We start from the raw sequence: 24,131 nt of genomic DNA on the forward strand, positions 1-24,131 counted from the left end.
ACGGCGGGCGTGCCGGTGACGGCCTGCGCGCCCAGTATGTGCGGACGTTGCTGCTCGTCGGATCGCCACAGTGCTGCGGCCCTCTCTACGCACCTTTCGACCTTGTCCGCCCCCTCCCCTCCTCCCCCCCCCCCCCCGGTACCCCACACTCCCGGCAATACCTACGAACCACCCCACCAGGCGCCATAGCGTCCAGCATGCCGATCACCGGAACGTACGGCCAGGGATCTCAGACAGGCACTCACCCTCGGCCCGGCCGCGGTCGACGCCGAACACCGCGTCTACTTCACCACCGCCACCGAGCTCGCGGCCAAGTGCCACCAGGCAGCCACAGGGAAGCCCTCGAAGGACGCCGGAAGACCTGCATGCGCTTCTTCGCGGGCCCCAAGCTCCTGATCATCGGCGTGCTCGGCTATCTCCCGCTGCCCGAAGACGGCGCCTCCGCCCTCTTCCAGGCGATCAACCAGTGACACCTGTTGTGGTCGAAGAGTCAGGGACGTTTGAACCGGCGTTCGTGGCGGCCCGTAGTACCTGATAAACCGGCTGTGCATGCTACCGACGGCCGACTCCACTCCAGGGAAACGGAAGACCGAGCCGTGCAGCGACAAGGGTGGCCCAGCCGCCATGAGGGCAGCCGTGGGAAGGACGCGTCAGCCGACGCTGGGAGCCCACCCTCGTGGAGCAGTTTAGAGGCCTTGTCCGGGAGGGCCTCGAAGCTGCTCGCCGAGGTTGATGCCCTCCTCGTGAAGGGGATCGACCCCACGACGTTTGTCGCGGGTGGAGTAAGCAGCCCGATCTTCCGTGACAGCAAGGAACAGGGAGAGAAGAATGCCCAGTAAGCAGGAGCGGAAAAGCGGACCGGAAACCGGCCAGGAAGACAAGATGACACCTGACCAGGGGCAGGCGAGCGATTCTACGGCTTCGGCCGAGGAAGTGTCATCGAAAGCTGCGGCCAGTGTCGAAGCGATCGACGAGGTTCTTGACGAGTTCGATGATCTGACCCTTGCCGAACTCGGATTCCGGAAAGAAGACAAGGTGGACTCTGCCAAGGTAGACGAAGCCATCGAGAAGAAGGTCAAGGGGTTCGTGCAGAAGGGCGGGCAGTAGTCGATGTTCCGGACGACATCGAAACCTGCGCTGGTGCTCAATGGCGAAGGACTCGGCGACCTTGCCGACTTTGCGAGTGAGCTGCTCGCCGCCGGGGTTGAGGTCGTTTTCCGCAGTATCGAGGAAATCGCCATCTACATCGACTCCGAGGGAGTCCGTATCCGCGAGACGGTGAGCGGACGGGATCTGGCCGACTTCGGCCTCGTGCAAGTCTTCGCCTATCACCGGCCCACTGCGACTCTGTTGAACGCGCTTGAGGACTACCTCGCCGTTAAAGGAGTTCGTACCGTCAACGTCGCGGGCATCGGCGCGCCAACCAAATTGTTCAAGTACGTACGGCTGGCCAACCGCGGGCTTTCCATACCGTCCACGGTCTATCTGCCGCCGCGATTGCTCCCGGGCGCCTATCACGATCTGGCCGCGCGGCTTGACCTGCCATTCGTGATGAAACCGGTCACGGGTGGACGCGGCCAGACGCGCCTCGTCAGTAGCGAGGGAGCGTTCACCGAAGAACTCCAAGATACCGCCAACGTACGGGGGTTCCTCGCTCAGGAACTCGTCCCGCCTGATGGTTCGTATTTTCTGCTCGTGCTGGGAGGTCACGTCGCGTTCGCTCTGCAGCATCGGAGCATCGATGGCGGCGATCTGTTGGAGAAAACGAGCTGGGAGGACGCCGCTCTCGTTGACCCGCAGAGGCTGGATCCGGAGGCACAGGAGACCGCTGTACGGGCTGCGACGTCATTGGGGTATGACATCGCCGGTGTCCACCTCGTCCGGCATTGGACGACTAGGCAATGGTGTGTCCTGAACGTCAGCCCGAACCCACCGATCGGAAGCGGCAGGTACACGGCCGGCAAGGTCAGCGCCTACTCGGAATACTTGAAACGGCGACTGTCCGGTTCTTATCAAACGGATCCCAACGGCTTGCCGGATCCCGACATCACTGGGCTGCGGGCCCAGCCGTAGCGCGAGAGATCACGCAGCTTGGCCGTAGCGGTCGACCCCCGGCGGGCTGTCGCCGCGCAGCGGGCTGAAATCGACGTCCAGGTGCGGGTCGTACGCCTCAGGCACGAGGCCGAGCTCGTGGGTGGAGTACTCGCCGAAGCGGCGGATGTGTTCGGTCAGGTACGGCGAGATGTGGGCCAGGTCCTCGGGGTCGATGGCGTGGCCCTCCTCCTGGAGTCGGCGCACGATCTCGGCGATGTCCAGTGCGTTGTGGAAGATCACCGCGTTCGTGAGCAGCGCGTTGAATTTCGCGGTCTTCTCGTGCTCGACGGGGTCGTTGTCGGTGATGACGCCGCCGTTGCCGAAGCCGATCCACTGGGAGAAACCGTTGAACGCCTCGACCTTGTTCGTCGCGGCGGTCACCCGTCGGCGCAGCGGGGCGTCCCAGAGGTAGCGCAGCAGCTGGACGGTGCGGATGACGCGGCCGACCTCGCGGAACGCGGTGTAGGTGGCGTTCTTGCGAGAGCCGGCCCGCAGGCGCCGCAGCAGCAGCGTGGAGGAGATGGCGCCCTCGCGCACGGAGACAGCCACCCGCATCAGGTGCCGGAACTGGGACTCGATCAGGTCGAAGTCGATGATGTTGCGGCTGCTCTCCCCGAACAGGGCGTCGATGTGCACGTACTCGGTCCGCTTCGTGGGCCGGTAGAAGGTCAGGTCCTTCCAGTTCCTGATCCTGGGCATCAGGTCGAATCCCAGGAGGTGCGCGAGCGCGAAGACAGGGAAGCTCTGGCCCTGCGTATCCGCGTGCACGGTGGTCGGCTTCACCTCGGACGTGTTCTTCAGCAGGCCCTCGATGATGTAGACGGCCTCCCACACCCCGCACGGGATGAAGTGGGTGAACAGCGCGATGTAGGTGTCGGAAATGTGGTGGTAGGCGATGCCGCCCGGCTTGCCGTACCGCACGGACGTCTCGGACAGCAGGTTGTTGAGGTAGGTGTCCATGTGGGTGCCGTCCGCGGCGACCGCGGAGCCGTCGCCCCACGCCTGCGAGATGTCCAGGCGGGCGGGCGCGTTGACCAGGTCGGCGATCGCCTCGTTCAGCGTGGAGATGGAGAAGTGCCGGTTCGCGGCCAGCGACAGCTCGTGCCCGCTCACGCCGGGGATGTGTCGGGCGGCCTCGTAGGAGCCCATGTTGGTGCCCTTCACGAAGGTGGTGATCACGTACCGGCCGAAGGGGTCCTTCAGTTTCGGCTCGTTGCCGGAGGCCGGGCCGAAGCGGCGCCACCACTCCACCCAGTACGCCGTGCGGGAGATGATCCCGAGCAGGGAGCGCTCCGGCATCCCGGCATCCGCACTCGCGGCAGCCGCGGTGAGCCTGTACTCCAGCTGTCGGCGGAACGCCACCGCGTCGTACGGCGCGTCGTCGCCGGGCTCGGCGAGGCCGACCTCCACCAGGTAGTCGCCCAGCTTCGCCTCGACGTCCTCCCACGGCAGGAGCTGCTCGCTCCAGTCGGCCTACTCCTCGGAGCCAGCCACCGCGACATCACCGGTGCGCAGCTCCTCGGCGAGCGCGGCGAACACCATCGCCTCGAAGTGCTTGCGCACGAAGGCACCCGGCCGGCGAGCTTCCACGCAATCTCGAACTCCTCGTCGCTGAACTTGAGCGGAACGTCCTTGTCCTTGAGGTTGGGCTGATCCTCATCCGGCCAGGTCCAGGACTCGTCGATTCGTTTCAGGACCTCTTTGAAGTTGTCGTCCCAGCCGTTGGTCAGCTCGACGCCGAAGAAGTCGATGCCGTACTCCTGGCTGTAGTTGTTGGCGAGACATGCCGCCTTCTCCCGGCCGGCACCCATGCGGCTCTTCTTCATAGCGTCGCGGTAGCTGTCCATGAACTCGCCAGGCTCGTACTTTTCCAGTACCCAGATCTCGAAGAAGCGGCGCTCCCGCTGCTTGTGCGCGAGCTTCTTGTTCAGCCGGTCCCGCTGCTGTGCCGCGTCCTCGCCGGCGTGCGTGAGGGTCTTCTCGCAGGGCTCGCCCTCATGCTCACCTGGACCGCCAGGACCGACGGCACCCTCAACTCCCACGTCGGCAGCTGGGGAGCGGCGCCGGGCAACTGGAGCTTCGACCGCGTGCACATGATCGAACGGTACAGCCCCGCCTAGCCTGCAACAGGCCAGGACCACCGGAGGCGGGGGGGGGGGGAGGGGGGGGGTTAGTTGGTCGACGCCCTCTGGTGCCCCCCCCCCCACAGCGAGGCGGTGTTTCGTATTCGGGGATGCTTCTCCGTCTCCCCCCACCAGCCGAGTGCGCTGACGCGCTCCGCGTGCGCGGAGCCGCCTGCACGGACACGCACGAGGGGCGGTACGGCCGTCGGCCGTACCGCCCCTCGTCCTGGGACCCGGAGGTCAGCCCTCGCTGACGCCCAGCTTCTCCAGGATCAGGTCCTTCACGCGCGCCGCGTCCGCCTGGCCGCGGGTGGCCTTCATGACCGCGCCGACCAGGGCGCCGACCGCCGCGACCTTGCCGCCGCGGATCTTGTCGGCGATGCCGGCGTTGGCCGCGATGGCCTCGTCGACCGCCGTGCCGAGCGCGCCCTCGTCGGAGACGACCTTCAGGCCGCGCTTCTCGACGACCTCGTCCGGGCCGCCCTCGCCGGCCAGCACGCCCTCGATGACCTGACGGGCCAGCTTGTCGGTGAGGTCACCGGAGGCCACCAGCTCGGTCACCCGGGCGACCTGCGCCGGGGTGATCGGCAGCTCGTCCAGGGCCGTGCCCGACTCGTTGGCGGAGCGGGCCAGCTCGCCCATCCACCACTTGCGGGCCTGGTCCGCCGGAGCGCCGGCGTCCGTCGTCGCGACGATCAGGTCGACCGCGCCCGCGTTGAGGATCGACTGCATGTCGTGCTCGGAGACGCCCCACTCCTCGCGGAGCCGGTTGCGGCGCACGCGCGGCAGCTCGGGCAGTCCGGCACGCAGCTCCTCGACCCACGCGCGCGCGGGCGCGACGGGGACGAGGTCGGGCTCCGGGAAGTACCGGTAGTCCTCGGCGTTGTCCTTGATCCGGCCGGAGGTGGTGGAGCCGTCGTCCTCGTGGAAGTGACGGGTCTCCTGCACGATCGTGCCGCCCGACTGGAGGACGGCCGCGTGGCGCTGGATCTCGAAGCGCGCCGCGCGCTCCACGGAGCGGAGCGAGTTGACGTTCTTCGTCTCCGAGCGGGTGCCGAAGGTCTTGGTGCCGTGGGGGCGCAGCGACAGGTTCACGTCGCAGCGCATCTGGCCCTTGTCCATGCGCGCCTCGGAGACGCCCAGTGCGCGGATCAGCTCGCGCAGCTCGGCGACGTACGCCTTGGCGACCTCGGGGGCCCGCTCGCCCGCGCCCTCGATCGGCTTGGTGACGATCTCGATGAGCGGGATTCCGGCGCGGTTGTAGTCGAGCAGCGAGTGCGAGGCGCCGTGGATCCGGCCCGTCGCGCCACCGATGTGCGTCGACTTGCCGGTGTCCTCCTCCATGTGGGCGCGCTCGATCTCCACGCGGAAGATCTCCCCGTCCTCCAGCTGGACGTCCAGATAGCCGTTGAAGGCGATCGGCTCGTCGTACTGCGAGGTCTGGAAGTTCTTCGGCATGTCCGGATAGAAGTAGTTCTTCCGGGCGAAGCGGCACCACTCGGCGATCTCGCAGTTCAGCGCGAGACCGATCTTGACGGCCGACTCGACGCCGATCGCGTTGACGACCGGGAGCGAGCCGGGCAGGCCGAGACAGGTGGGGCAGGTCTGCGAGTTGGGCTCGGCGCCCAGCTCGGTCGAGCAGCCGCAGAACATCTTGGTCTTCGTGCCGAGCTCGACATGGACCTCCAGGCCCATGACGGGGTCGTACGCAGCGAGCGCCGCGTCGTACGACAGCAGTTCAGTGACGGTCACAGTGAGACTTTCCCTCTCAGCCCAGCAGGACGTCGTCGTCGCCCAGGCGCTTCAGCTCCCGGTAGAGGATCGCCAGGCCGGTAACGATGGCGGCGGCGGACACGGCGGAGTCGATCAGCCGCAGCATGTCGTTGTCGTTGCGGGCCATCCTGGCCTGCTTCGCGACGCTGATGGCACCGAACGCGGTGGTCGCCAGCGAGACATAGACGCCGGTCTTCGACTTCTTGAAGTTCTTGGCCTTCTTTGCCATGGCACTCACAACGACGGAGCCTCCTCAAGCAGTGGGTGACCCCACCTTTCCACGAAGGCTGCCTCGACGGCGGCGCCGACCTTGTACAGCCGGTCGTCCTTCATGGCGGGGGCGATGATCTGCAGGCCGACCGGCAGACCGTCCTCCGGCGCGAGGCCGCAGGGCAGCGACATGGCGGCGTTGCCCGCAAGGTTGGTCGGGATGGTGCACAGGTCCGCGAGGTACATCGCCATCGGGTCGTCGGCGCGCTCGCCGATCGGGAAGGCGGTGGTCGGCGTCGTCGGGGAGACGATCACGTCCACCTGCTCGAAGGCCTGCTCGAACTCGCGGGTGATGAGCGTGCGGACCTTCTGCGCCGAGCCGTAGTACGCGTCGTAGTAGCCGGAGCTCAGCGCGTACGTACCGAGGATGATGCGGCGCTTGACCTCGTCGCCGAAGCCGGCCTCACGGGTGAGGGCGGTGACGTCCTCGGCCGACTTCGTGCCGTCGTCGCCGACCCGCAGGCCGTAGCGCATGGCGTCGAAGCGGGCCAGGTTGGAGGAGCACTCCGACGGCGCGATCAGGTAGTACGCCGAGAGGGCGAGGTCGAAGGTCGGGCAGTCCAGCTCGACGATCTCGGCGCCCAGCTCCTTGAGGAGCTCGACGGACTCGTCGAAGCGCTGCACGACACCGGCCTGGTAGCCCTCGCCGCGGAACTGCTTGACGACACCGACGCGCATACCGGCGACGGAGCCGTTGCGGGCGGCCTCGACGACCGGCGGGACCGGGGCGTCGATGGAGGTCGAGTCCAGCGGGTCGTGTCCGGCGATCGCCTCGTGCAGCAGGGCCGCGTCCAGGACCGTCCGGGCACAGGGGCCGCCCTGGTCGAGGGAGGAGGAGAACGCCACCATGCCGAAGCGGGAGACCCCGCCGTAGGTCGGCTTGACGCCGACGGTGCCGGTGACGGCGGCGGGCTGGCGGATCGAACCGCCGGTGTCCGTGCCGATGGCGAGGGGCGCCTCGTACGCGGCGAGCGCGGCGGAGGAGCCACCGCCCGAGCCGCCGGGGATCCGGGTCAGGTCCCAGGGGTTGCCGGTGGGGCCGTAGGCGCTGTTCTCGGTGGAGGACCCCATGGCGAACTCGTCCATGTTGGTCTTGCCGAGGATGACGACGTCGGCGGCCTTGAGGTTCTTCACCAGGGTCGCGTCGTACGGCGGGATCCAGCCTTCGAGGATCTTCGAACCGACGGTCGTCGGCACGCCGACGGTGGTGAAGATGTCCTTGAGCGCCAGGGGGACGCCGGCCAGCGGGCCGAGCTTCTCGCCCTTGGCGCGCTTCTCGTCCACGGCGCGGGCCTGGGCGAGAGCGCCCTCGCGGTCGACGTGCAGGAAGGCGTGGACCTTCTCGTCGACGGCCTCGATCCTGGCGAGGTGGGCCTCGGTCACCTGGACCGCGGTCAGCTCGCCGGAGGCGATCTTCCCGGCGATCTCGGCGGCCGTGAGCTTGATGATGGTGCTGTCCGTCATGTGATTAGTCCTCCCCCAGGATCTGCGGCACCTTGAAACGCTGCTGCTCCTGGGCCGGGGCGCCGGAGAGCGCCTGCTCGGGGGTGAGCGACGGACGGACCTCGTCCGCGCGCATGACGTTCGTCAGCGGCAGCGGGTGGGAGGTCGGCGGTACGTCTTGGTCGGCGACCTCGGAGACGCGGGCGACCGCGCCGATGATGTCGTCGAGCTGACCGGCGAAGTGATCGAGCTCTTCGCCCTTCAGCTCCAGACGCGCCAGCCGTGCGAGGTGGGCGACCTCCTCGCGCGTGATGCCAGGCATGCGATCCTCACGGGGTGAGTCTGATGGTGTTGGCCCAATCCTATGGGGCCCGCACCGCTGCCCGTGAAACGGTTTGCCCGCCGCCTGCCGCGCGGCTACTGCACCACCTGCCCGGAGGGCTGGTCGAGGTCCGCGGCCGCGGCCGCCTCGGCGGCCTGCATCGCGGCCTCTTCCGAGGGACGGCGCCAGCCGCGTTCGCCCCGGGCCAGCAGCCAGGCGGTGGTCTCGCCGGGCGGCATCGCGGCGGCCACCAGCCAGCCCTGGACGGCGTCGCAGCCCAGGTCCCGCAGGCGTTCCCAGGTCTCATCGTCCTCCACGCCCTCGGCGACCACGAGCAGGCCGAGGGAGTGCGCGAGGTCGAGGGTGCAGCGCACGATCTCGGCGTCCTCGGCGTCGACGGCGAGCCGGGCGACGAAGGAACGGTCGATCTTCAGCTCGCTCACCGGGAGGCGCCGTAGGTGGACGAGGGAGGAGTAGCCGGTGCCGAAGTCGTCCAGGGACATCTTCACTCCGTGGCCGGTCAGCCCGGCCATGGTGTCGGCGGCGCGCTGCGGGTCCTCCAGGAGCACGTGCTCCGTTATCTCCAGCTGCAGGGCCCCGGCCGGCACGCCGTGCCGGGCGAGCCGGGCGGCGACCGCGCCGGCGAAGCCGGGGGTGTGGACGTCCCGGGGCGAGACGTTGACGGCCACAGGAACGTTCAACCCCTGGGCACGCCACCGGGCGACCTGCGCGAGTGCGGTCTCCAGGACGTACTCGGTCAGGTGGGGCATCAGGCCGGAGGACTCGGCGATGGCGATGAACTCGTCCGGAGGGACCCGGCCGCGCTCCGGGTGCACCCAGCGCACCAGGGCCTCCAGGCCGGCGACCTGCCCGTCGAAACGGACCTTGGGCTGGTAGTGGAGCTCGACGTCGCCGGCGTCCAGGGCGCGCCGGAGGTCGCCGAGGAGTCCGAGCCGGTCGGGGGTGTTGGAGTCGCGCTTGGACTCGTACACCTCGACGCCGGTGCGGTCCCGCTTGGCCTGGTACATGGCGACGTCGGCCCGGCGCAGCAGCCCCTCGGCGTCGAGCGCGTGGTCGGGGAAGACCGCGACTCCGGCGCTGGCCTCCAGGACGAGGGTGAGGCCGTCCAGGTCGAGCGGCGAGGAGAGCTCGGCGACCAGGTGGCGGGCGACCCGCTGGGCGCTGGTGGTGGAGTCGGCGGTGGGGAGCAGGACGGCGAACTCGTCACCGCCGAGCCGCGCGGCCTCCGCCCCGCGCGGCAGGGCGAGCTTGAGCCGCTCGGCGATCTGGAGCAGCAGCCGGTCCCCGGCGAGATGGCCGAGGGTGTCGTTGACCGAGCGGAAACGGTCGAGGTCGATCAGGACGAGGGCGGAGCGGACGCCCTCCCCCTCGGCCTCCTCCAGGGCGGTCCAGGCCCGCTCCAGGAGCCACTGCCGGTTCGGCAGGCCGGTGAGCGGGTCGCGCAGCTGCTCCTCGGCGCGGGCGCGGGCGATCCAGAGCGTGGAGTCGAGGGCGATCAGCGGGACCGCGAAGAGCGGCAGCAGGATCGGCTGGGCGACGGCGACGACGCAGATCAGCGGGGCGATGCCGAGCAGGGCGACGGCGACGAGGCCCTGCCGGAGCAGGGCGGTGCGGGCGACCGTCGGCAGTCCGCCGCCGCGGGGCGAGAGGGCGTACCACAGGAGGAGCCGGGTCACCATGAGGTAGGTGCCGGCGGCGAGCACCACTTCCGGTACGTCGGCGATCCCCCACTCGGGGGGCTGCCAGGGGTGCTCGACGGTCGGTACGTCTCCGAATCCGGCGAGGACCAGGGCGGCGGCGCCGACGCCGAGGACGTCCACGGCGCCGTGCAGCAGGCCCTGGCGCCAGCGGTGCCGGCGGGCCGCGCCGACGAGGAGGACGACGGCCATGGAGACGAGTCCGGCGGGCACCCAGCCGTAGAGGAGCAGGACGGCGAGGGTGAGGGCGGCGCCCGAGCCGGTGCCGCCCCACCAGCGATCGCGGCCGAGGGCCACCAGGTGTCCGACGATGAGTCCGGTCAGGACGGCGAGGGACCAGCCCTCGGCGCCGCCGGGGAAGAGTCCGTGGCCGGCGCTCAGCACGTGGTAGAGCCCGGTGACGAGCGCGCCGGCGGCGAGCCCCACCACGGCTCCGGGAAGCCCGGAGGCGATGCCCACGAAGGCGGCCGCGCGTGCACGCGGCCGTGAGACCGGGGCGGCGGCACTCTCGGTCGGTTTCATTCCGTCCCTCTCACAGCCGGCGGTGCCGTCGCAACGCGATGGGCCGTTGTCGTGCCGCCACGGCCGGCAGAGCCCTCACGCGGCCGTGTGCGACAGACGCACGGTCTCAACACTAGGCCGCGGAGGGCTCCGACGGGCAGCGCTCTCCATCTCTTGCCCGAATGCGACCTGGCCACCCGTAACGATCTGGTATGCGCCGAACGGGTGATGTTCGCACGGGGGTTGCCCCGGCTCGCCCGCGGGCTCCCCCGGCCCTTCCGGGCTACCCCTCGGCGGGAACCGCGGCCTCCCGAGCGGCCTCGGGACCTTGTTCGAGCAGCACGGCGAAGCCGGCCTCGTCGAGAACCGGAACCTTCAGCTGCATCGCCTTGTCGTACTTGGATCCGGGGTTCTCGCCCACCACCACGAAGTCGGTCTTCTTCGAAACGGAACCGGTCACCTTCGCTCCACGGCTCTGGAGCGACTCTTTTGCGCCATCCCTGGTGAAGTTCTGCAGGGTGCCGGTGACGACGACGGTCAGCCCCTCCAGCGGGCGCGGCCCCTGCTCCTCGCCGGCGCCCTCGTCCTCGAACGTCACGCCCGCCGCACGCCACTTGCGCACGATCTCGCGGTGCCACTCCTCGGAGAACCAGTCCTTCACCGCCGCGGCGATGATCCCGCCGACCCCGTCGACGGCCGCCAGCTCCTCCTCGCTCGCCTGCTCGATCCGATCGAGGGAGCGGAACTCGCGGGCCAGCGCCTGGGCGGCGACGGGGCCCACGTGCCGGATGGAGAGGCCGTTGATGAACCGGGCGAGCGGGCGGGTCCTGGCCGCCTCGATGTTCGCCAGCATGGCAAGCGCGTTCTTCTTCGGCTCGCCCTTCTGGTTGGCGAAGACCGTGACGACCTTCTCCTCACCGGTCTTCGGGTCCCGCTTCGGCAGCCCGCTGTCCGGGTCGAGGACGTACGCCTTGATCGGCAGGAGCTGCTCGATGGTGAGGTCGAAGAGATCGCCCTCGTCGACCAGCGGAGGCTCGGACGGCTCCAGGGGTCGGGTCAGCGCGGCCGCGGCCACCGAGCCGAAGTTCTCGATGTCCAGGCACTCACGGCCCGCCAGATAGAAGAGACGTTCACGCAGTTGGGCGGGGCAGGTCCGCGCGTTGGGACAGCGCAGGTCGATGTCGCCCTCCTTCATGGCCCGCAGCGGCGTCCCGCACTCGGGGCACTCGGCGGGCATCACGAACTCCCGCTCGCTGCCGTCCCGCAGGTCGGCGACGGGGCCGAGGATCTCCGGGATGACGTCACCGGCCTTGCGCAGCACGACCGTGTCACCGATCAGCACACCCTTGGCCTTCACCACCTCCTGGTTGTGGAGCGTGGCGAACTCGACCTCGGAACCGGCGACCGTGACCGGCTCCACCTGGGCGTAGGGAGTGACCCGGCCCGTGCGGCCGACACCGACCTTGATGTCGACCAGCCTGGTGTTGACCTCCTCCGGCGCGTACTTCCAGGCGATGGCCCAGCGCGGGGCGCGCGCGGTGGAGCCCAGCCGGCCCTGGAGCGGGATCTCGTCCAGCTTGACGACGACCCCGTCGATCTCGTGCTCCACGGAGTGACGGTTCTCGCCGAAGTACGCGATGAACTCCCGTACCTCGTCGAGCGAGGCGACGACCCGGTTGTGCCGGGCGGTCGGCATGCCCCACTCGCGCAGCAGCTCGTACGCCTGGCTGAGGCGGTCGATGGCGAAGCCCTCACGGGCGCCGATGCCGTGGACGACCATGCGGAGCGGGCGGGTCGCGGTGACCTTCGGGTCCTTCTGCCGGAGCGAACCGGCCGCCGCGTTGCGGGGGTTGGCGAAGGGCTTGTCGCCGGCCGCCACCAGACGCGCGTTCAGCCCCTCGAAGGCCTCCATCGGGAAGTAGACCTCGCCGCGGATCTCGACGAGCTCCGGGACGCGGTCCCCGTGGAGACGGTCCGGGATGTCGGCGATCGTACGGACGTTGGGCGTGATGTCCTCTCCGGCCCGGCCGTCGCCGCGGGTGGCCGCCCGGGTCAGCCGGCCGCGCTCGTACGTCAGGTTGACCGCGAGGCCGTCGACCTTCAGCTCGCACAGCAGGTGGTAGTCGGGCGTGCCGACGTCACGGGCGGTCCGCTCGGCCCAGGCGGCCAGCTCCAGGTCGTCGAAGGCGTTGTCCAGGGAGAGCATGCGCTCCCGGTGCTCGACGGAGGTGAACTCCGTCTCGTACTGCCCCGCGACCTTCTGGGTCGGCGAGTCCGGCGTGCGCAGCTCGGGGTACTCCTCCTCCAGCGCCTCCAGGGAGCGCAGGAGCGTGTCGAACTCGCCGTCGCTGATGACCGGCTGGTCCTTCACGTAGTACCGGAAGCGGTGCTCCTCGACCTGCACGGCCAGGTCGGCGTGCTTCTCCCGTGCCTCGGCGGGCAGGGCCCCCTGTTCGACTGCCACCGTTACTCGTCCTCCCGTTGCCTCTGACCGAAGTCACTCAGGGTTGTCCGCGAGCGATCTCGCCGCCCGGACGCAGTGGGCGAGCGCCGCGCGGGCGTACGCGGGCGAAGCACCCGCGAGACCGCACGTCGGGGTGACCACCACGGACTCGGCGAGAGTCCCCGGATTCAGCCCCAGCCTGCGCCACAGTGTCCTGACACCCATGACGCTACCGCCCGGGTCGGACAATGCCGTGTCGGTGGACGGCACCACGCCCACGAAGAGCTTGGTGCCGGCCTCGACGGCCTCGCCGATCGGCTCCTCGTCACGTTCGGTGAGGAGACCGAAGTCGAACGAGACCCCGGCGACGCCGGTCCGCCGCAGCAGCCCGAACGGCACCTCGGGGGCGCAGGAGTGGACGACGACCGGGCCGTCGTGGACCGCGACCACGTCGCGCAGGGCGCTCTCGACGACCTGCCGGTCGACGGCGCGGTACGTGCGGTAGCCGGACGCGGTGCGGACCTGGCCGCGCAGGACGGCCGTGAGGGAGGGCTCGTCGAGCTGGAGGACGAGCCTGGCGTCGGGGATCCGCTTGCGGAGTTCGGCGAGGTGGGCGCGGAGGCCCTCGGCGAGGGAGCCCGTGAGGTCCCGGCAGGCACCCGGGTCGCCGAGGGCGGCCTCGCCGCCGCGCAGTTCGAGCGCCGCGGCCAGCGTCCAGGGGCCCACGGCCTGGACCTTGAGCGGGCCTTCGTAGCCCTGGGTGAACTCCTCCAGTGCGTCGAGGTCCTCCCCGAGCCAGGAGCGGGCGCGCCGCGTGTCGCGGCCCGGCCGGTCGCTGACCCGCCAGCCGCTCGGCTCCACGTGCGCGTACATCTCGACGAGCAGCCCGATGGTCCGCCCGATCATGTCGGCTCCGGGGCCGCGGGCGGGCAGCTCGGCGAGGAAGGGGAAGTCCTCGAAGGATCCGGTGACGGTCCTGGCGGCCTCGCGGGCGTCACCGCCGGGCAGGGAGCCGACACCGGTGGCGGGCCCCCAGGTGAACTCTTGCTGCTCGCTCGTGTCGCTCACTGTTCCTGTCTCCTACCGTCCCGGACGGACCGTCAGGTCGTTGATCTCCGCGTCGCGCGGCAGGTCGACGGCCGTGATGATCGTGGTGGCGACCGACTCGGGGTCGATCCACTTCGAGGGGTCGTACTCCTTGCCCTCCTGGGCGTGGACCTTCGCCTGCATGGGGCTGGCGGTGCGGCCCGGGTAGACCGAGGTGACCCGCACGCCGTTGCCGTGCTCCTCGTGGCGCAGCGAGTCGGCGAGCGCCTTCAGACCGTGCTTGGAGGCGGCGTAGGCGCTCCACTCGGCGTGGGCGTTGAGCCCGGCACCGGAGTTGACGAAGACCACGTGGCCCTGGGAGACGCGGAGCTGGGGCAGGAAGTGCCGGGTCAGCTCGGCGGGGGCGACGAGGTTGACGTTGAGCTGGTGGCGCCAGGTCTTGGGGGTGAGATCGCCCACCGGGCCGAGGTCGACCACGCCCGCGATGTGGAGGAGCGTGTCGACCCGCTCGGGCAGGCTCTGGTGCGAGAAGGCCCAGGACAGCCGGTCGGGGTCGGCGAGATCCCCGACGAGGGTCCTGGCGCCGGGGAACTCGGCCGCGAGCTCCTTGGCCCGGCCGGCGTCGCGCGCGTGGAGCACGAGTTCGTCCCCGCGCGCGTGGAGCCGGCGCGCGACCGCCGCGCCGATGCCGGAACCTGCCCCGGTGATCACATGAGTAGCCATGGGGACCATGGTCCCATCACCGTGCGGCGATGCCCGCGGCGGCAGCCGTCGATGTCACAGCCTCCAGGCGAGGGAGAGCGGACGGGCCGTCCCCGGTGAGGAACACCGGGTCCGCGAGCGGCAGCGGCAGGAGGCCCTCGCCCCGCCCTCGGCCACGGTCATCCGGTCGGCGCCCGGCCGGACGTCGACCCGTGCCGGGCCGAGCCGTTCGGGAGGACGCAGATGTGCGTGGTGTCACCGTGCCCCTGACCGCGGCTTTCGAGATTCTTCGGGGAATCCCCGTCCCGCGCCGATGAGTTCCGCGCGTGAGTGCGGTCAGCACTGCCATGGACGAGATGAGCGGGACTCCGCACAGGGTCCGGGGGCGGGTCAGGTCCGCGGACGGGACCCGGATCGCGTACGAGCGGCGCGGGGAGGGGGTCCCGGTGATCCTCGTGGGCGGGGCCCTGTCCACGGCCGGGACGGAACAGCCGCTGGCCGATCTGCTGGCGCCGCACTACGCGGTCGTGACGTACGACCGGCGGGGGCGCGGCGGGAGCGGCGACACCGGGCCGTACGGGGTGCGGCGGGAGATCGACGATCTGGCCGCCCTGATCGACGAGGTGGGCGGCCGGGCGTTCGTGCACGGCGTCTCGTCGGGCGGGGCGCTGGCCCTCGCGGCGGCGGGCGGCGGGGTGCCGATCGAGCGGCTGTCGGTCTTCGAGCCGCCGTTCTCGACGGAGGCCGGGGCCCGTGACGCCTTCGCCTGGCAACGGCGGCGGCTGGCCGGGCTCCTCGACCGCGGGCAGCATGGCGCCGCGGTCGAGATGTTCCTCGGGGAGGGGGCGGGTCCGGCGCGGGAAGGGCCGCGGGTGGAGGCCGTCGCGCACACCCTGGTGTACGACCACGAGGTTCTGGGTGACGGGACCGTGCCGGCGGCGCGGCTGGGGCGGGTCCACACACGCGTGCTCGTCGTCGACGGCGGTTCGAGCCCGGCCCGGACGCGCCGCGCGGCCCTGGCGATCGCGAAGGCCCTCCCCCGTGGCCGCCACCGCACCCTGACGGGCCAGACGCACCAGGTGGCACCGCACGTCCTGGCGCCGGTCCTGGAGGACTTCTTCGAGGAGGAGTGACGGGGGGAGCTCACGCGCCCGGTGGACCTGGCGCGCCGCGCACGCGCCCGTGCGTCAGACCGTCGCCTTCGCCCCGCGGCGTACCGTCGTCGCGATCGTCGCCGAGCCCACCACGCGCGTGCCGTCGTACAGCACGATCGCCTGGCCGGGGGCGACGCCGCGGACCGGCTCGTCGAAGGTGACCGTCAGCTCGCCGTCCACCAGCGCCGCGGTCACCGCCGTCTCGCCGCCGTGGGCGCGCAGCTGCGCGGTGTAGCGGCCGGAGCCCTCCGGAGCCGTGCCGCACCAGCGGGGCTTGATCGCCGTGAGGCCCGTGACATCGAGCGCCTCGACCGGACCGACCGTGACCGTGTTGTTCACGGGCGAGATGTCCAGGACGTAGCGCGGCTTGCCGTCCGGCGCCGGGTGCCCGATCCGAAGGCCCTTGCGCTGGCCGATGGTGAAGCCGTACGCACCCTCGTGGGTGCCCACCTTCTCCCCCGACTCGTCGACGATGTCGCCCTCCGCCCGGCCGAGCCGGGAGGCCAGGAAGCCCTGGGTGTCGCCGTCGGCGATGAAGCAGATGTCGTGGCTGTCGGGCTTCTTCGCCACCGCGAGCCCCCGCCGCTCCGCCTCCGCGCGGATCTCGTCCTTGGTGGTGAGGGTGTCGCCGAGCGGGAACATCGCGTGGGCGAGCTGCTTCTCGTCCAGGACACCGAGGACGTACGACTGGTCCTTGGCCATGTCGGAGGCGCGGTGCAGCTCGCGCGAGCCGTCCTCCTTCAGCACGACCGTGGCGTAGTGGCCGGTGCAGACCGCGTCGAAGCCGAGCGCGAGCGCCTTGTCGAGCAGCGCCGCGAACTTGATCTTCTCGTTGCAGCGCAGGCACGGGTTGGGGGTGCGGCCCGCCTCGTACTCCGCGACGAAGTCGTCGACGACGTCCTCGCGGAAGCGCTCGGCGAGGTCCCAGACGTAGAAGGGGATGCCGATGACGTCGGCCGCCCGTCGGGCGTCACGGGAGTCCTCGATGGTGCAGCAGCCACGCGCACCGGTACGGAAGGACTGCGGGTTCGCGGAGAGCGCCAGGTGGACGCCGGTGACGTCGTGCCCGGCTTCGGCGGCCCGGGCGGCGGCGACGGCGGAGTCCACGCCGCCGGACATGGCGGCGAGGACACGGAGGGGGCGCTGCGGCGGAGTCTGAGTCATAGCCCTACCAGGGTACGGGGCTCCGGGAACCGCGGTCGCGTGAGTAAGCGTTGTCCTGCACATGGGGAGCGAGAAGAAGCGGGGGGTGGGGCGGCGGGCCGTCCTGCTCGGCGGCGGCGCGGCCGTCCTCGGTACGGCGGCGCTGGCACGCGACGAGCTGGCGCGCGCCTGGTGGCGGCTGCCGGGGACGGAGAAGGACCGGGTGGAGGGCGAGCTCGATCACAAGGGCGCGGACTGGACCGCGGCGTCCCGGGCGAACTGGCGGCGGGCGGACCGCCCCGACGACTTCACGATCGACCGGGTGGTGATCCATGTCGTCCAGGGCAGTTACGCGACGGCGCTGAAGGTCTTCAAGAACCCGGGGCACGGAGCCGCCACGCACTACGTCGTGCGGAAGGACGGTCATGTGGCGCAGATGATCCGCGAGCTCGACGTGGCGTTCCACGCGGGGAACCGGGACATGAACCAGCGGAGCGTCGGGATCGAGCACGAGGGCTACGTGGACCGTCCACAGGGCTTCACGTCGGCGATGTACGCGTCCTCGGCGCGGCTGACGGCGGGGATCTGCGCCCGGTACGGCATACCCGTGGACCGGGAGCACGTCATCGGGCACGTCGAGGTACCCGGGACCGACCACACGGACCCAGGGCCGCACTGGGACTGGGACCGCTACATGAAACTCGTACGGGAGGCTTCGAAGAGGGTCACGTGAGGCCGGCGGTGCGGGCGCGCTCGACGGCGGGGCCGATGGCGGCGGCGACCGCCGCGACGTCCTCCTTGGTGGAGGTGTGGCCGAGGGTGAAGCGCAGGGTTCCGCGGGCGAGGTCCGGGTCGGTGCCGGTGGCGAGCAGGACGTGACTCGGCTGGGCGACGCCGGCGGTGCAGGCGGAGCCGGTGGAGCACTCGATGCCCTGGGCGTCGAGGAGCAGGAGGAGGGAGTCGCCCTCGCAGCCGGGGAAGGTGAAGTGGGCGTTGGCGGGGAGCCGGTCGACCGGGTCGCCGCCGAGGATCGCGTCGGGGACGGCGGCGAGGACGGCCGCGACGAGGTCGTCGCGCAGGGCGCCGATCGCGCGGGCGAACTCCTCGCGCCGTTCGGCGGCGAGCTGCCCGGCGACGGCGAAGGCGGCGATGGCGGGCGCGTCCAGGGTGCCGGAGCGGACGTGGCGCTCCTGGCCGCCGCCGTGGAGGACGGGTACGGGGCTGTACTCGCGGCCGAGGAGCAGCGCGCCGATGCCGTAGGGGCCGCCGATCTTGTGGCCGGAGACGGTCAGCGCGGCGAGGCCGGAGCGGCCGAAGTCGACCGGGAGCTGGCCGAAGGCCTGGACGGCGTCGGCGTGCAGGGGGACGTCGAACTCGCGGGCGACGTCGGCGAGTTCGTGTACCGGCATGACCGTGCCGATCTCGTTGTTCGCCCACATGACGGTGGCGAGCGCGACGGTCTCGGGCTCACGGGCGACGGCCTCGCGCAGGGCGTCGGGATGGACGCGGCCGTACCGGTCGACGGGCAGGTACTCGACGGTGGCGCCCTCGTGCGTGGCGAGCCAGTCCACGGCGTCGAGCACGGCGTGGTGCTCGACGGGGCTGGCGAGGACGCGGGTCCGGGCGGGGTCGGCGTCGCGGCGGGCCCAGTACAGGCCCTTGACGGCGAGGTTGTCGGCCTCGGTGCCGCCGGAGGTGAAGACGACCTCGCTGGGCCGCGCGCCCAGGGCGGCGGCGAGGGTCTCGCGCGCCTCCTCGACGACCCGCCGGGCTCGCCGCCCGGCCGCGTGCAGGGACGAGGCGTTGCCCGTGACGGCGAGCTGGGCGTTCATCGCCTCGATCGCCTCGGGGAGCATGGGCGTGGTCGCGGCGTGGTCGAGGTAAGCCATGGTGCCTCGATTCTACGAGTGCGCGGTCCCCGCTCGGTCACGCCCCCGGGCGGGGCGGGACTCGCGAGGCCCGCCACGATGCCGGGACGGCCCCGCGGCTTCCAACGCCGCGGACCCACGCCCGGCTTCCCCGTGGCGTGGGCCGACCGGAACCGAGACGACGCCGCCCCGCCGCCGCGCGGCGGGGCGGCCTCGCGGCTCCTCGGGCGCGCGAGCACTCGCACACACCGGCACCCCGGACGCCGAGAGCGCCTCGACGTCCGGGCAGACGGTGCGTACGGGGACTTCGAGGCTCCCCCGCTGCCCCCAAGGCCGTGGGAGGTGCCCCCGGGCGAGTTCCGCGGCGGGAGCCCGGCCCCGCGTCTGGAGGAGCGGGAGGAGGAGCAGGACGGAGAGGAGCCGGTCGGACTTCACCGTCCCACGGCGGTCAGGCGCCCTGCTCGCGCGGCGCGCGGGCCAGCTGGCGGGACTGGGCGACGAGCCGGTCCGCGCTGTCCCAGACCTCCGCGTCCTCCTCGAGGAAGCCGCCGGCGAGGTTCCGCGTGGTGATGGAGACCCGCAGCGGTCCGGAAGCCGGGCGGCAGCGCACGTGCGCGGTGAGTTCGACGGTCGGGGTCCACCCCTTGAGGCCGAGCTCGAAGGAGGTCGGCGGCAGAGCGTCGACGGTGAGGAGCAGGGAGAGCGCGTCCGGCTCGCGACCGTCGGCGAGGGCGAACCAGCCGCGCATCTCGCCCTTCCCCGACGGCGCCCCGAGCGCCCAGCCGACGGTGGCCGGGTCGAGCTTGAGGTCGAGGCGGTCGGTGATGGCGCTGGAGCCGGGGATCGGCGGCCGCGGGCCGTCGGAGGGGCCGAAGCACTGGTCGAGGGGGGCGACGGCCGGGGGCGTGGCGGAGGTGCGGACGTCGTCGCTGAGCGCGTCGAGGTCGCCGTACGAGGCGAGGACGCGGATACGCTCGATCTCGGTGCCGTCCTCGGCGTACTGGAGGAGGGACGCCTGGCCGGTGGAGAGCGTGCGGCCGGTGCGGACGGTCTCCGTGCGGATCACGGCGGGGCCGGGCACGGACGGCGTGAGGTAGTGCGCCGAGATCGTGAACGGGTCCGGGTGCGGCAGGTGGTCGCCGAGGGCGCGGCCGAGCAGGGCGAGGAGGTAGCCGCCGTTGACGGCGTTGATGATCGTCCAGCCTGCGGAGAGGTCGGCGTCGTAGACACCGGGGGCGCGGAGGGTGACGGTGGTGTCGCGGTCGAACTCGCTGACCGCTCCGCTCGTCGTCGTCTCGATGCTCGTGCTCATGTCCCGACCGTACAACAGGATACTACTGAGCGGTAGCTTTTTCCGGCTCCTCGCGGGCGGAGGAACGGCGGTTCCAGGCGCGGGGCGCGCGCCAGTGGTAGCGCATGGCGAGCAGGCGCAGGGCGAAGGCCAGGAGGACGGCGGCGCCGCTCGTGAACGCGTTGAGCACGTCGAAACGGATGCAGACGACGACGGTCGTGGCGCCGACCATCGCGGGCACGGCGTACAGGTCGCGGTCCCAGCGGAGCAGGGAGGGGACCTCGTTCGCGAGCACGTCACGCAGGACACCGCCGCCGACGGCGGTCGCGAGACCGAGGGCTGCGGAGGAGGTGAGGCCGAGACCGTACTCGTACGCCTTGATGGTGCCGGTGACCGAGAAGAGCCCGAGCCCGGCGGCGTCGAAGATGTTGACGGCGGTCTGGGTGCGTTCCACCTCGGGGTGCAGGAAGAAGACGAACGCCGTGGCGACGAGCGGCATCAGGAAGTAGCCGAGGTCGGTGAAGGCGGCGGGGGGTACGGCGCCGATGATCAGGTCGCGCAGGAGCCCGCCGCCGAGGGCGGTGACCTCGGCGAGGACGGCGATGCCGAAGACGTCGAAGTTCTTCCGGACGGCCAGCAGGGCGCCGGAGATGGCGAAGACGAAGATGCCGATCAGGTCGAGGGCATGTTGTACGGAGGGACTGAACAGATCGTGGAACACGGCGCCCATTGTGACGGGTCCCCGCCGGGCTGCCGCCTGAGCCTGCGCGTGGACGTGGGCAGAGCAAGGTCCCCCGGGCAGGCGCGAGACCCCCGCTGCCGTGCGGAAGCGGGGGTCTCGTCGCGTGCTATGCCTTCGGGTCGTCGCCTTCGGCGCGCTCCGCGGCCGGCTCCGGGGCGGGCTCCGCGGCCGGCTCGGGGGCGGGCTCCGGCGCCGGCTTCGTGATCGACACCTCCACCGACGCCCTCGCCGACGGCACCGTCACGCCCTCCGCGTTCTCCGGGTGGTGGCACGCGACCCGCTGGCCCGGACGGAGTTCGAGCAGCGGGGGCTCCACCGTCCTGCAGACCTCCGTCGCCTTCCAGCAGCGCGTGTGGAAGCGGCAGCCCGGCGGTGGGGCGATCGGGGACGGGACGTCGCCCTTCAGCAGGATGCGCTCGCTCTTCGCGCCCTTGCGCCGGGGGTCCGGGATCGGGACCGCCGACATCAGCGCGCGGGTGTACGGGTGCATCGGCGACTCGTACAGGGACTTCCGGTCGGCGAGCTCCACGATCTTGCCGAGGTACATGACCGCGATCCGGTCCGAGACGTGCCGGATCACCGACAGGTCGTGGGCGATGATCACGTACGTCAGGCCCAGCTCGTCCTGGAGGTCGTCCAGGAGGTTCACCACCTGCGCCTGGATCGAGACGTCCAGCGCCGAGACCGGCTCGTCCGCCACGACCAGCTTCGGCTTCAGGGCGAGCGCCCGCGCGATGCCGATGCGCTGGCGCTGACCGCCCGAGAACTCGTGCGGGTAGCGGTTGTAGTGCTCCGGGTTCAGGCCGACCAGGCCGAGGAGGCGCTGGACCTCCTTCTTGACCCCGCCCTCGGGCTCCACGCCCTGGAGCTTGAACGGCGCCGAGATGATCGTGCCGACCGTGTGGCGCGGGTTCAGCGAGCCGTACGGGTCCTGGAAGATCATCTGGATGTCGCGGCGCAGCGGGCGCATCTTGGCCACACCGAGGTGCGAGACGTCCACGCCCTCGAACTCGACCGTACCGCCGGTCGGTTCGAGCAGCCGCGTGATCAGCCGGCCCATCGTCGACTTGCCGCAGCCCGACTCGCCGACGACGCCGAGGGTCTCCCCGGGGTACACCTCGAAGTCGATGCCGTCGACCGCCTTGACCGCCCCGACCTGGCGCTGCAGCAGCCCCTTCTTGATCGGGAAGTGCTTCACCAGGCCGCTGACCTTGAGCAGGGGCTCAGTGCTCTTGTTGTCGCTCACAGCTTCGGCGCAATCTCTTCGGTCCAGATCCGGGTCCGCTCCTCCGTCGACATGTGGCAGGCGGAGTAGTGACGGTCGGCGTGCTCGCCGCCCGTCGGCGCGAGCCGCAGCTCGGGGCGCTCGGTGCGCGTGATGCCGCCCTTGGGCACATCCGCGTACGGGCATCGCGGGTTGAAGGCACAGCCGCTGGGCACGTTGATCAGGCTGGGCGGGTTTCCCTTCACCGGGATGAGCCGGTCGGTCTGGTCGCGGTCGATCCGCGGCATCGAGCCGAGCAGGCCCCAGGTGTAGGGGTGCTGCGGCTCGTAGAAGACCGCCTCGGCGGGTCCGCGCTCCACGCACCGGCCGCCGTACATCACGAGGATGTCGTCGGCGACCTCGGCGACGACGCCGAGGTCGTGCGTGATGATGACGACCGCGGAGCCGAACTCCTTCTGCAGGTCCCGGATCAGGTCGAGGATCTGCGCCTGGACCGTCACGTCGAGCGCGGTGGTCGGCTCGTCCGCGATGAGCAGTTCGGGGTTGTTGACCAGCGCCATCGCGATCATGGCGCGCTGGCGCATACCGCCGGAGAACTCGTGCGGGTAGTTCGAGAAGCGCTTGGCCGGCTCGGGGATGCCGACCCGGTCGAGGAGTTCGACGGCCCGCTTCTTGGCGGTCTTCTTGTCGACCGGGTGGTGGACCCGGTACGCCTCCACGATCTGCGCGCCGACCGTGTAGTACGGGTGCATCGCGGAGAGCGGGTCCTGGAAGATCATCGCCATGTCGCGGCCGCGCAGCCTGCGCACGTCCTCCGGGTCGGCCGAGAGCAGCTCACGGCCGCCCAGCCAGATCTCGCCGGAGATCCGCGCCTTCTGGCGGCCGTACTGGCCGACGGTGTGCAGACCCATGATGCCGAGCGAGGTCACCGACTTGCCGGAGCCGGACTCGCCCACGATGCCGAGGGTCTTGCCCTTCTCCAACTGGAAGGAGAGTCCGTCGACGGACTTGACCAGGCCGTCGTCGGTCGGGAAGTGGATCTTCAGGTCGCGGACGTCGAGGAAGGCGCCGGACGGGGCGTTCCCGGACGCGACCGGTTCTCCCAGGGCCGCGCCGGTCTTGGTCAGCTTGTCCGTCATGCGAGCCTCACTCGGGGGTCGATCACCGCGTACAGAAGGTCCACCACGAGGTTGGCGATGACGACGGCGGCCGCGGTGATGAGCGTGACCGCCAGGATCAGCGGCAGGTCGCGGTCGCTGACCGCCTTGAAGGCCGCGTTGCCGAGGCCCGGCAGGTTGAACGCGGTCTCGGTCAGGACCGCGCCGCCCATGAGGGCGCCGAGGTCCATGCCGAAGATGGTCAGGATGGGGGTCATCGTGGAGCGCATGGCGTGCTTGCCGAGCACGACCCGCTCCTGGAGACCCTTGGCCCGCGCCGTACGGATGTAGTCCTCGCCGAGGACCTCCAGCATGGTGGCGCGGGTGAGCCGCGCGTACATCGCCGCGTAGAGGAAGGCGAGGGTGATCCAGGGCAGCAGCAGGCCGCCGAACCAGCTTCCGAAGGACTCGCTGATCGGCACGTACTTCGCGTCCAGCCAGCCGAGCTGGGTGCGGAAGAGGAACATCGCCAGCATGGCGGTGAAGTAGATGGGGAGCGAGACACCGGCCAGGGCGGTGATCATGGCCGCGCGGTCGACGGCCGTGCCGCGCTTGAGCGCGGAGAGCACGCCGGTGGCCACACCCATGATCAGCCACAGCACGGCCGCACCGATGACCATGGAGACCGTGACCGGGATCCGGTCCACGAGCATCGTCCAGACGTCCTGCTCGGTACGGAACGAGTAGCCGAAGCAGGGCGCGGCGCAGTGGATGGTGTCGCCGCCGCCGGTGTAGTCCCGGCCGACGAAGATGCCGGAGACGAAGTGCCAGAACTGCACCAGGATCGGCTCGTCCAGGCCCAGCTTCTGGCGGACGCCCTCGATGGAAGCCGGATCCGCCTGCTTGCCGACGAACATCGCGGCAGGGTCGCTGCCGGTCAGCTTGGGGATGAGGAAGAAGATGCTGAGCGTCACCAGGGTGACGACCATCAGCATCATGGCGACGGCGAACAGCCGTCGTACGAGGTATGCAAGCATGCGGTCGGCCGTCCGGTGGGGGGGGGGAAAACCGGGGCCCCCGTCCCCCCGGGGGGGGAACCACCGTCCCTCAGGACCCAGGGGGGGGGGGGTTGTATTTTAGAGGGGCGAATGGCCCCGGACCTCCCTTCTCCGAAC

21 protein-coding genes are annotated in these 24,131 nt (G+C 70.8%); 5 read left to right on the forward strand and 16 right to left on the reverse strand.

The window, feature by feature from the left end:
• Positions 1-828 precede the first annotated feature (828 nt).
• Together ACFUJR_RS21565 and ACFUJR_RS21570 are read left to right on the forward strand one after the other, a co-directional pair.
• Positions 829-1,107 (forward strand): hypothetical protein, encoded by a 279-nt coding sequence (locus tag ACFUJR_RS21565; protein ID WP_383181109.1) that lies wholly within the window; start codon positions 829-831, stop codon positions 1,105-1,107.
• Positions 1,108-1,140: 33 nt separating this feature from the next.
• Positions 1,141-2,073, forward strand: a complete 933-nt coding sequence (locus ACFUJR_RS21570) for a RimK family alpha-L-glutamate ligase (protein WP_383181106.1) — start codon at positions 1,141-1,143, stop codon at positions 2,071-2,073.
• 9 nt (positions 2,074-2,082) lie between these two features.
• Here the strand turns inward: ACFUJR_RS21570 and ACFUJR_RS21575 are convergent, their stop codons facing one another.
• Positions 2,083-3,504 (reverse strand): transposase, encoded by a 1,422-nt coding sequence (locus ACFUJR_RS21575; protein ID WP_383181103.1) that lies wholly within the window; start codon positions 3,502-3,504, stop codon positions 2,083-2,085.
• Between the two features lie 554 nt (positions 3,505-4,058).
• Here ACFUJR_RS21575 and ACFUJR_RS21580 point away from each other — a divergent pair.
• Positions 4,059-4,214, forward strand: a complete 156-nt coding sequence (locus tag ACFUJR_RS21580) for a hypothetical protein (RefSeq protein WP_383181100.1) — start codon at positions 4,059-4,061, stop codon at positions 4,212-4,214.
• A 243-nt stretch (positions 4,215-4,457) separates the two neighbouring features.
• Here the strand turns inward: ACFUJR_RS21580 and gatB are convergent, their stop codons facing one another.
• The 8 genes from gatB to ACFUJR_RS21620 all read right to left on the reverse strand — a co-directional run bounded on the left by gatB (position 4,458) and on the right by ACFUJR_RS21620 (position 14,466).
• Positions 4,458-5,969: an Asp-tRNA(Asn)/Glu-tRNA(Gln) amidotransferase subunit GatB gene (gene gatB, locus ACFUJR_RS21585; protein ID WP_383177600.1), complete on the reverse strand. Its 1,512-nt coding sequence runs from the start codon at positions 5,967-5,969 to the stop codon at positions 4,458-4,460.
• A 16-nt stretch (positions 5,970-5,985) separates the two neighbouring features.
• Positions 5,986-6,219, reverse strand: coding sequence for a hypothetical protein (locus ACFUJR_RS21590; RefSeq protein WP_383177606.1), 234 nt, complete (start codon positions 6,217-6,219; stop codon positions 5,986-5,988).
• Between the two features lie 5 nt (positions 6,220-6,224).
• On the reverse strand, positions 6,225-7,724 hold the full coding sequence (gene gatA, locus ACFUJR_RS21595) for an Asp-tRNA(Asn)/Glu-tRNA(Gln) amidotransferase subunit GatA (RefSeq protein ID WP_383177597.1): 1,500 nt from the start codon (positions 7,722-7,724) through the stop codon (positions 6,225-6,227).
• 4 nt (positions 7,725-7,728) lie between these two features.
• Positions 7,729-8,025, reverse strand: coding sequence for an Asp-tRNA(Asn)/Glu-tRNA(Gln) amidotransferase subunit GatC (gatC, locus tag ACFUJR_RS21600; RefSeq protein WP_015036350.1), 297 nt, complete (start codon positions 8,023-8,025; stop codon positions 7,729-7,731).
• Between the two features lie 95 nt (positions 8,026-8,120).
• Positions 8,121-10,265: a putative bifunctional diguanylate cyclase/phosphodiesterase gene (locus ACFUJR_RS21605; RefSeq protein ID WP_383177594.1), complete on the reverse strand. Its 2,145-nt coding sequence runs from the start codon at positions 10,263-10,265 to the stop codon at positions 8,121-8,123.
• Between the two features lie 262 nt (positions 10,266-10,527).
• Positions 10,528-12,708 carry an NAD-dependent DNA ligase LigA gene (gene ligA / locus ACFUJR_RS21610; RefSeq protein ID WP_383177591.1) on the reverse strand — a complete coding sequence of 727 codons (2,181 nt, stop codon included), beginning with the start codon at positions 12,706-12,708 and terminating at the stop codon, positions 10,528-10,530.
• Positions 12,709-12,741: 33 nt separating this feature from the next.
• Positions 12,742-13,755: a methionine synthase gene (locus tag ACFUJR_RS21615; protein ID WP_383177588.1), complete on the reverse strand. Its 1,014-nt coding sequence runs from the start codon at positions 13,753-13,755 to the stop codon at positions 12,742-12,744.
• A 12-nt stretch (positions 13,756-13,767) separates the two neighbouring features.
• The gene (locus ACFUJR_RS21620; protein ID WP_383177585.1) at positions 13,768-14,466 is read right to left on the reverse strand and encodes an SDR family oxidoreductase; all 699 of its coding nucleotides are present in this window, start codon (positions 14,464-14,466) and stop codon (positions 13,768-13,770) included.
• A 317-nt stretch (positions 14,467-14,783) separates the two neighbouring features.
• Here ACFUJR_RS21620 and ACFUJR_RS21625 point away from each other — a divergent pair, with 317 nt between their 5' ends.
• Entirely contained in the window at positions 14,784-15,569 is a 786-nt protein-coding gene (locus ACFUJR_RS21625; protein ID WP_383177603.1) for an alpha/beta fold hydrolase, read from the forward strand.
• Between the two features lie 54 nt (positions 15,570-15,623).
• On the opposite strand, the gene mnmA is transcribed toward ACFUJR_RS21625, so the two are convergent.
• Positions 15,624-16,754 (reverse strand): tRNA 2-thiouridine(34) synthase MnmA, encoded by a 1,131-nt coding sequence (gene mnmA / locus ACFUJR_RS21630; protein ID WP_383177582.1) that lies wholly within the window; start codon positions 16,752-16,754, stop codon positions 15,624-15,626.
• A gap of 61 nt (positions 16,755-16,815) precedes the next feature.
• Between mnmA and ACFUJR_RS21635 the strand changes: the two genes are divergently transcribed.
• A complete protein-coding gene (locus ACFUJR_RS21635; protein WP_383177579.1) occupies positions 16,816-17,466 on the forward strand; it encodes an N-acetylmuramoyl-L-alanine amidase in 651 nt (216 codons plus the stop codon).
• Here the strand turns inward: ACFUJR_RS21635 and ACFUJR_RS21640 are convergent.
• The 6 genes from ACFUJR_RS21640 to ACFUJR_RS21665 all read right to left on the reverse strand — a co-directional run bounded on the left by ACFUJR_RS21640 (position 17,459) and on the right by ACFUJR_RS21665 (position 23,993).
• Positions 17,459-18,622, reverse strand: coding sequence for a cysteine desulfurase family protein (locus tag ACFUJR_RS21640; protein WP_383177576.1), 1,164 nt, complete (start codon positions 18,620-18,622; stop codon positions 17,459-17,461). The genes ACFUJR_RS21635 and ACFUJR_RS21640 overlap by 8 nt on opposite strands.
• 427 nt (positions 18,623-19,049) lie before the next feature.
• On the reverse strand, positions 19,050-19,913 hold the full coding sequence (locus ACFUJR_RS21645) for a thioesterase family protein (protein WP_383180941.1): 864 nt from the start codon (positions 19,911-19,913) through the stop codon (positions 19,050-19,052).
• 22 nt (positions 19,914-19,935) lie between these two features.
• Positions 19,936-20,613, reverse strand: a complete 678-nt coding sequence (locus ACFUJR_RS21650) for a trimeric intracellular cation channel family protein (protein WP_383450640.1) — start codon at positions 20,611-20,613, stop codon at positions 19,936-19,938.
• Between the two features lie 127 nt (positions 20,614-20,740).
• Entirely contained in the window at positions 20,741-21,880 is a 1,140-nt protein-coding gene (locus tag ACFUJR_RS21655) for an ABC transporter ATP-binding protein (protein WP_383180935.1), read from the reverse strand.
• Positions 21,877-22,998, reverse strand: a complete 1,122-nt coding sequence (locus tag ACFUJR_RS21660) for an ABC transporter ATP-binding protein (protein ID WP_383180932.1) — start codon at positions 22,996-22,998, stop codon at positions 21,877-21,879. The genes ACFUJR_RS21655 and ACFUJR_RS21660 overlap by 4 nt, the downstream gene beginning before the upstream one ends.
• The gene (locus tag ACFUJR_RS21665; protein ID WP_383180944.1) at positions 22,995-23,993 is read right to left on the reverse strand and encodes an ABC transporter permease; all 999 of its coding nucleotides are present in this window, start codon (positions 23,991-23,993) and stop codon (positions 22,995-22,997) included. Before ACFUJR_RS21665 ends, ACFUJR_RS21660 begins: the two co-directional genes overlap by 4 nt.
• Between the last annotated feature and the right edge of the window lie 138 nt (positions 23,994-24,131).

The organism is Streptomyces sp. NPDC057271, from assembly GCF_042668715.1.
In the GTDB taxonomy this organism is placed as follows: domain Bacteria; phylum Actinomycetota; class Actinomycetes; order Streptomycetales; family Streptomycetaceae; genus Streptomyces.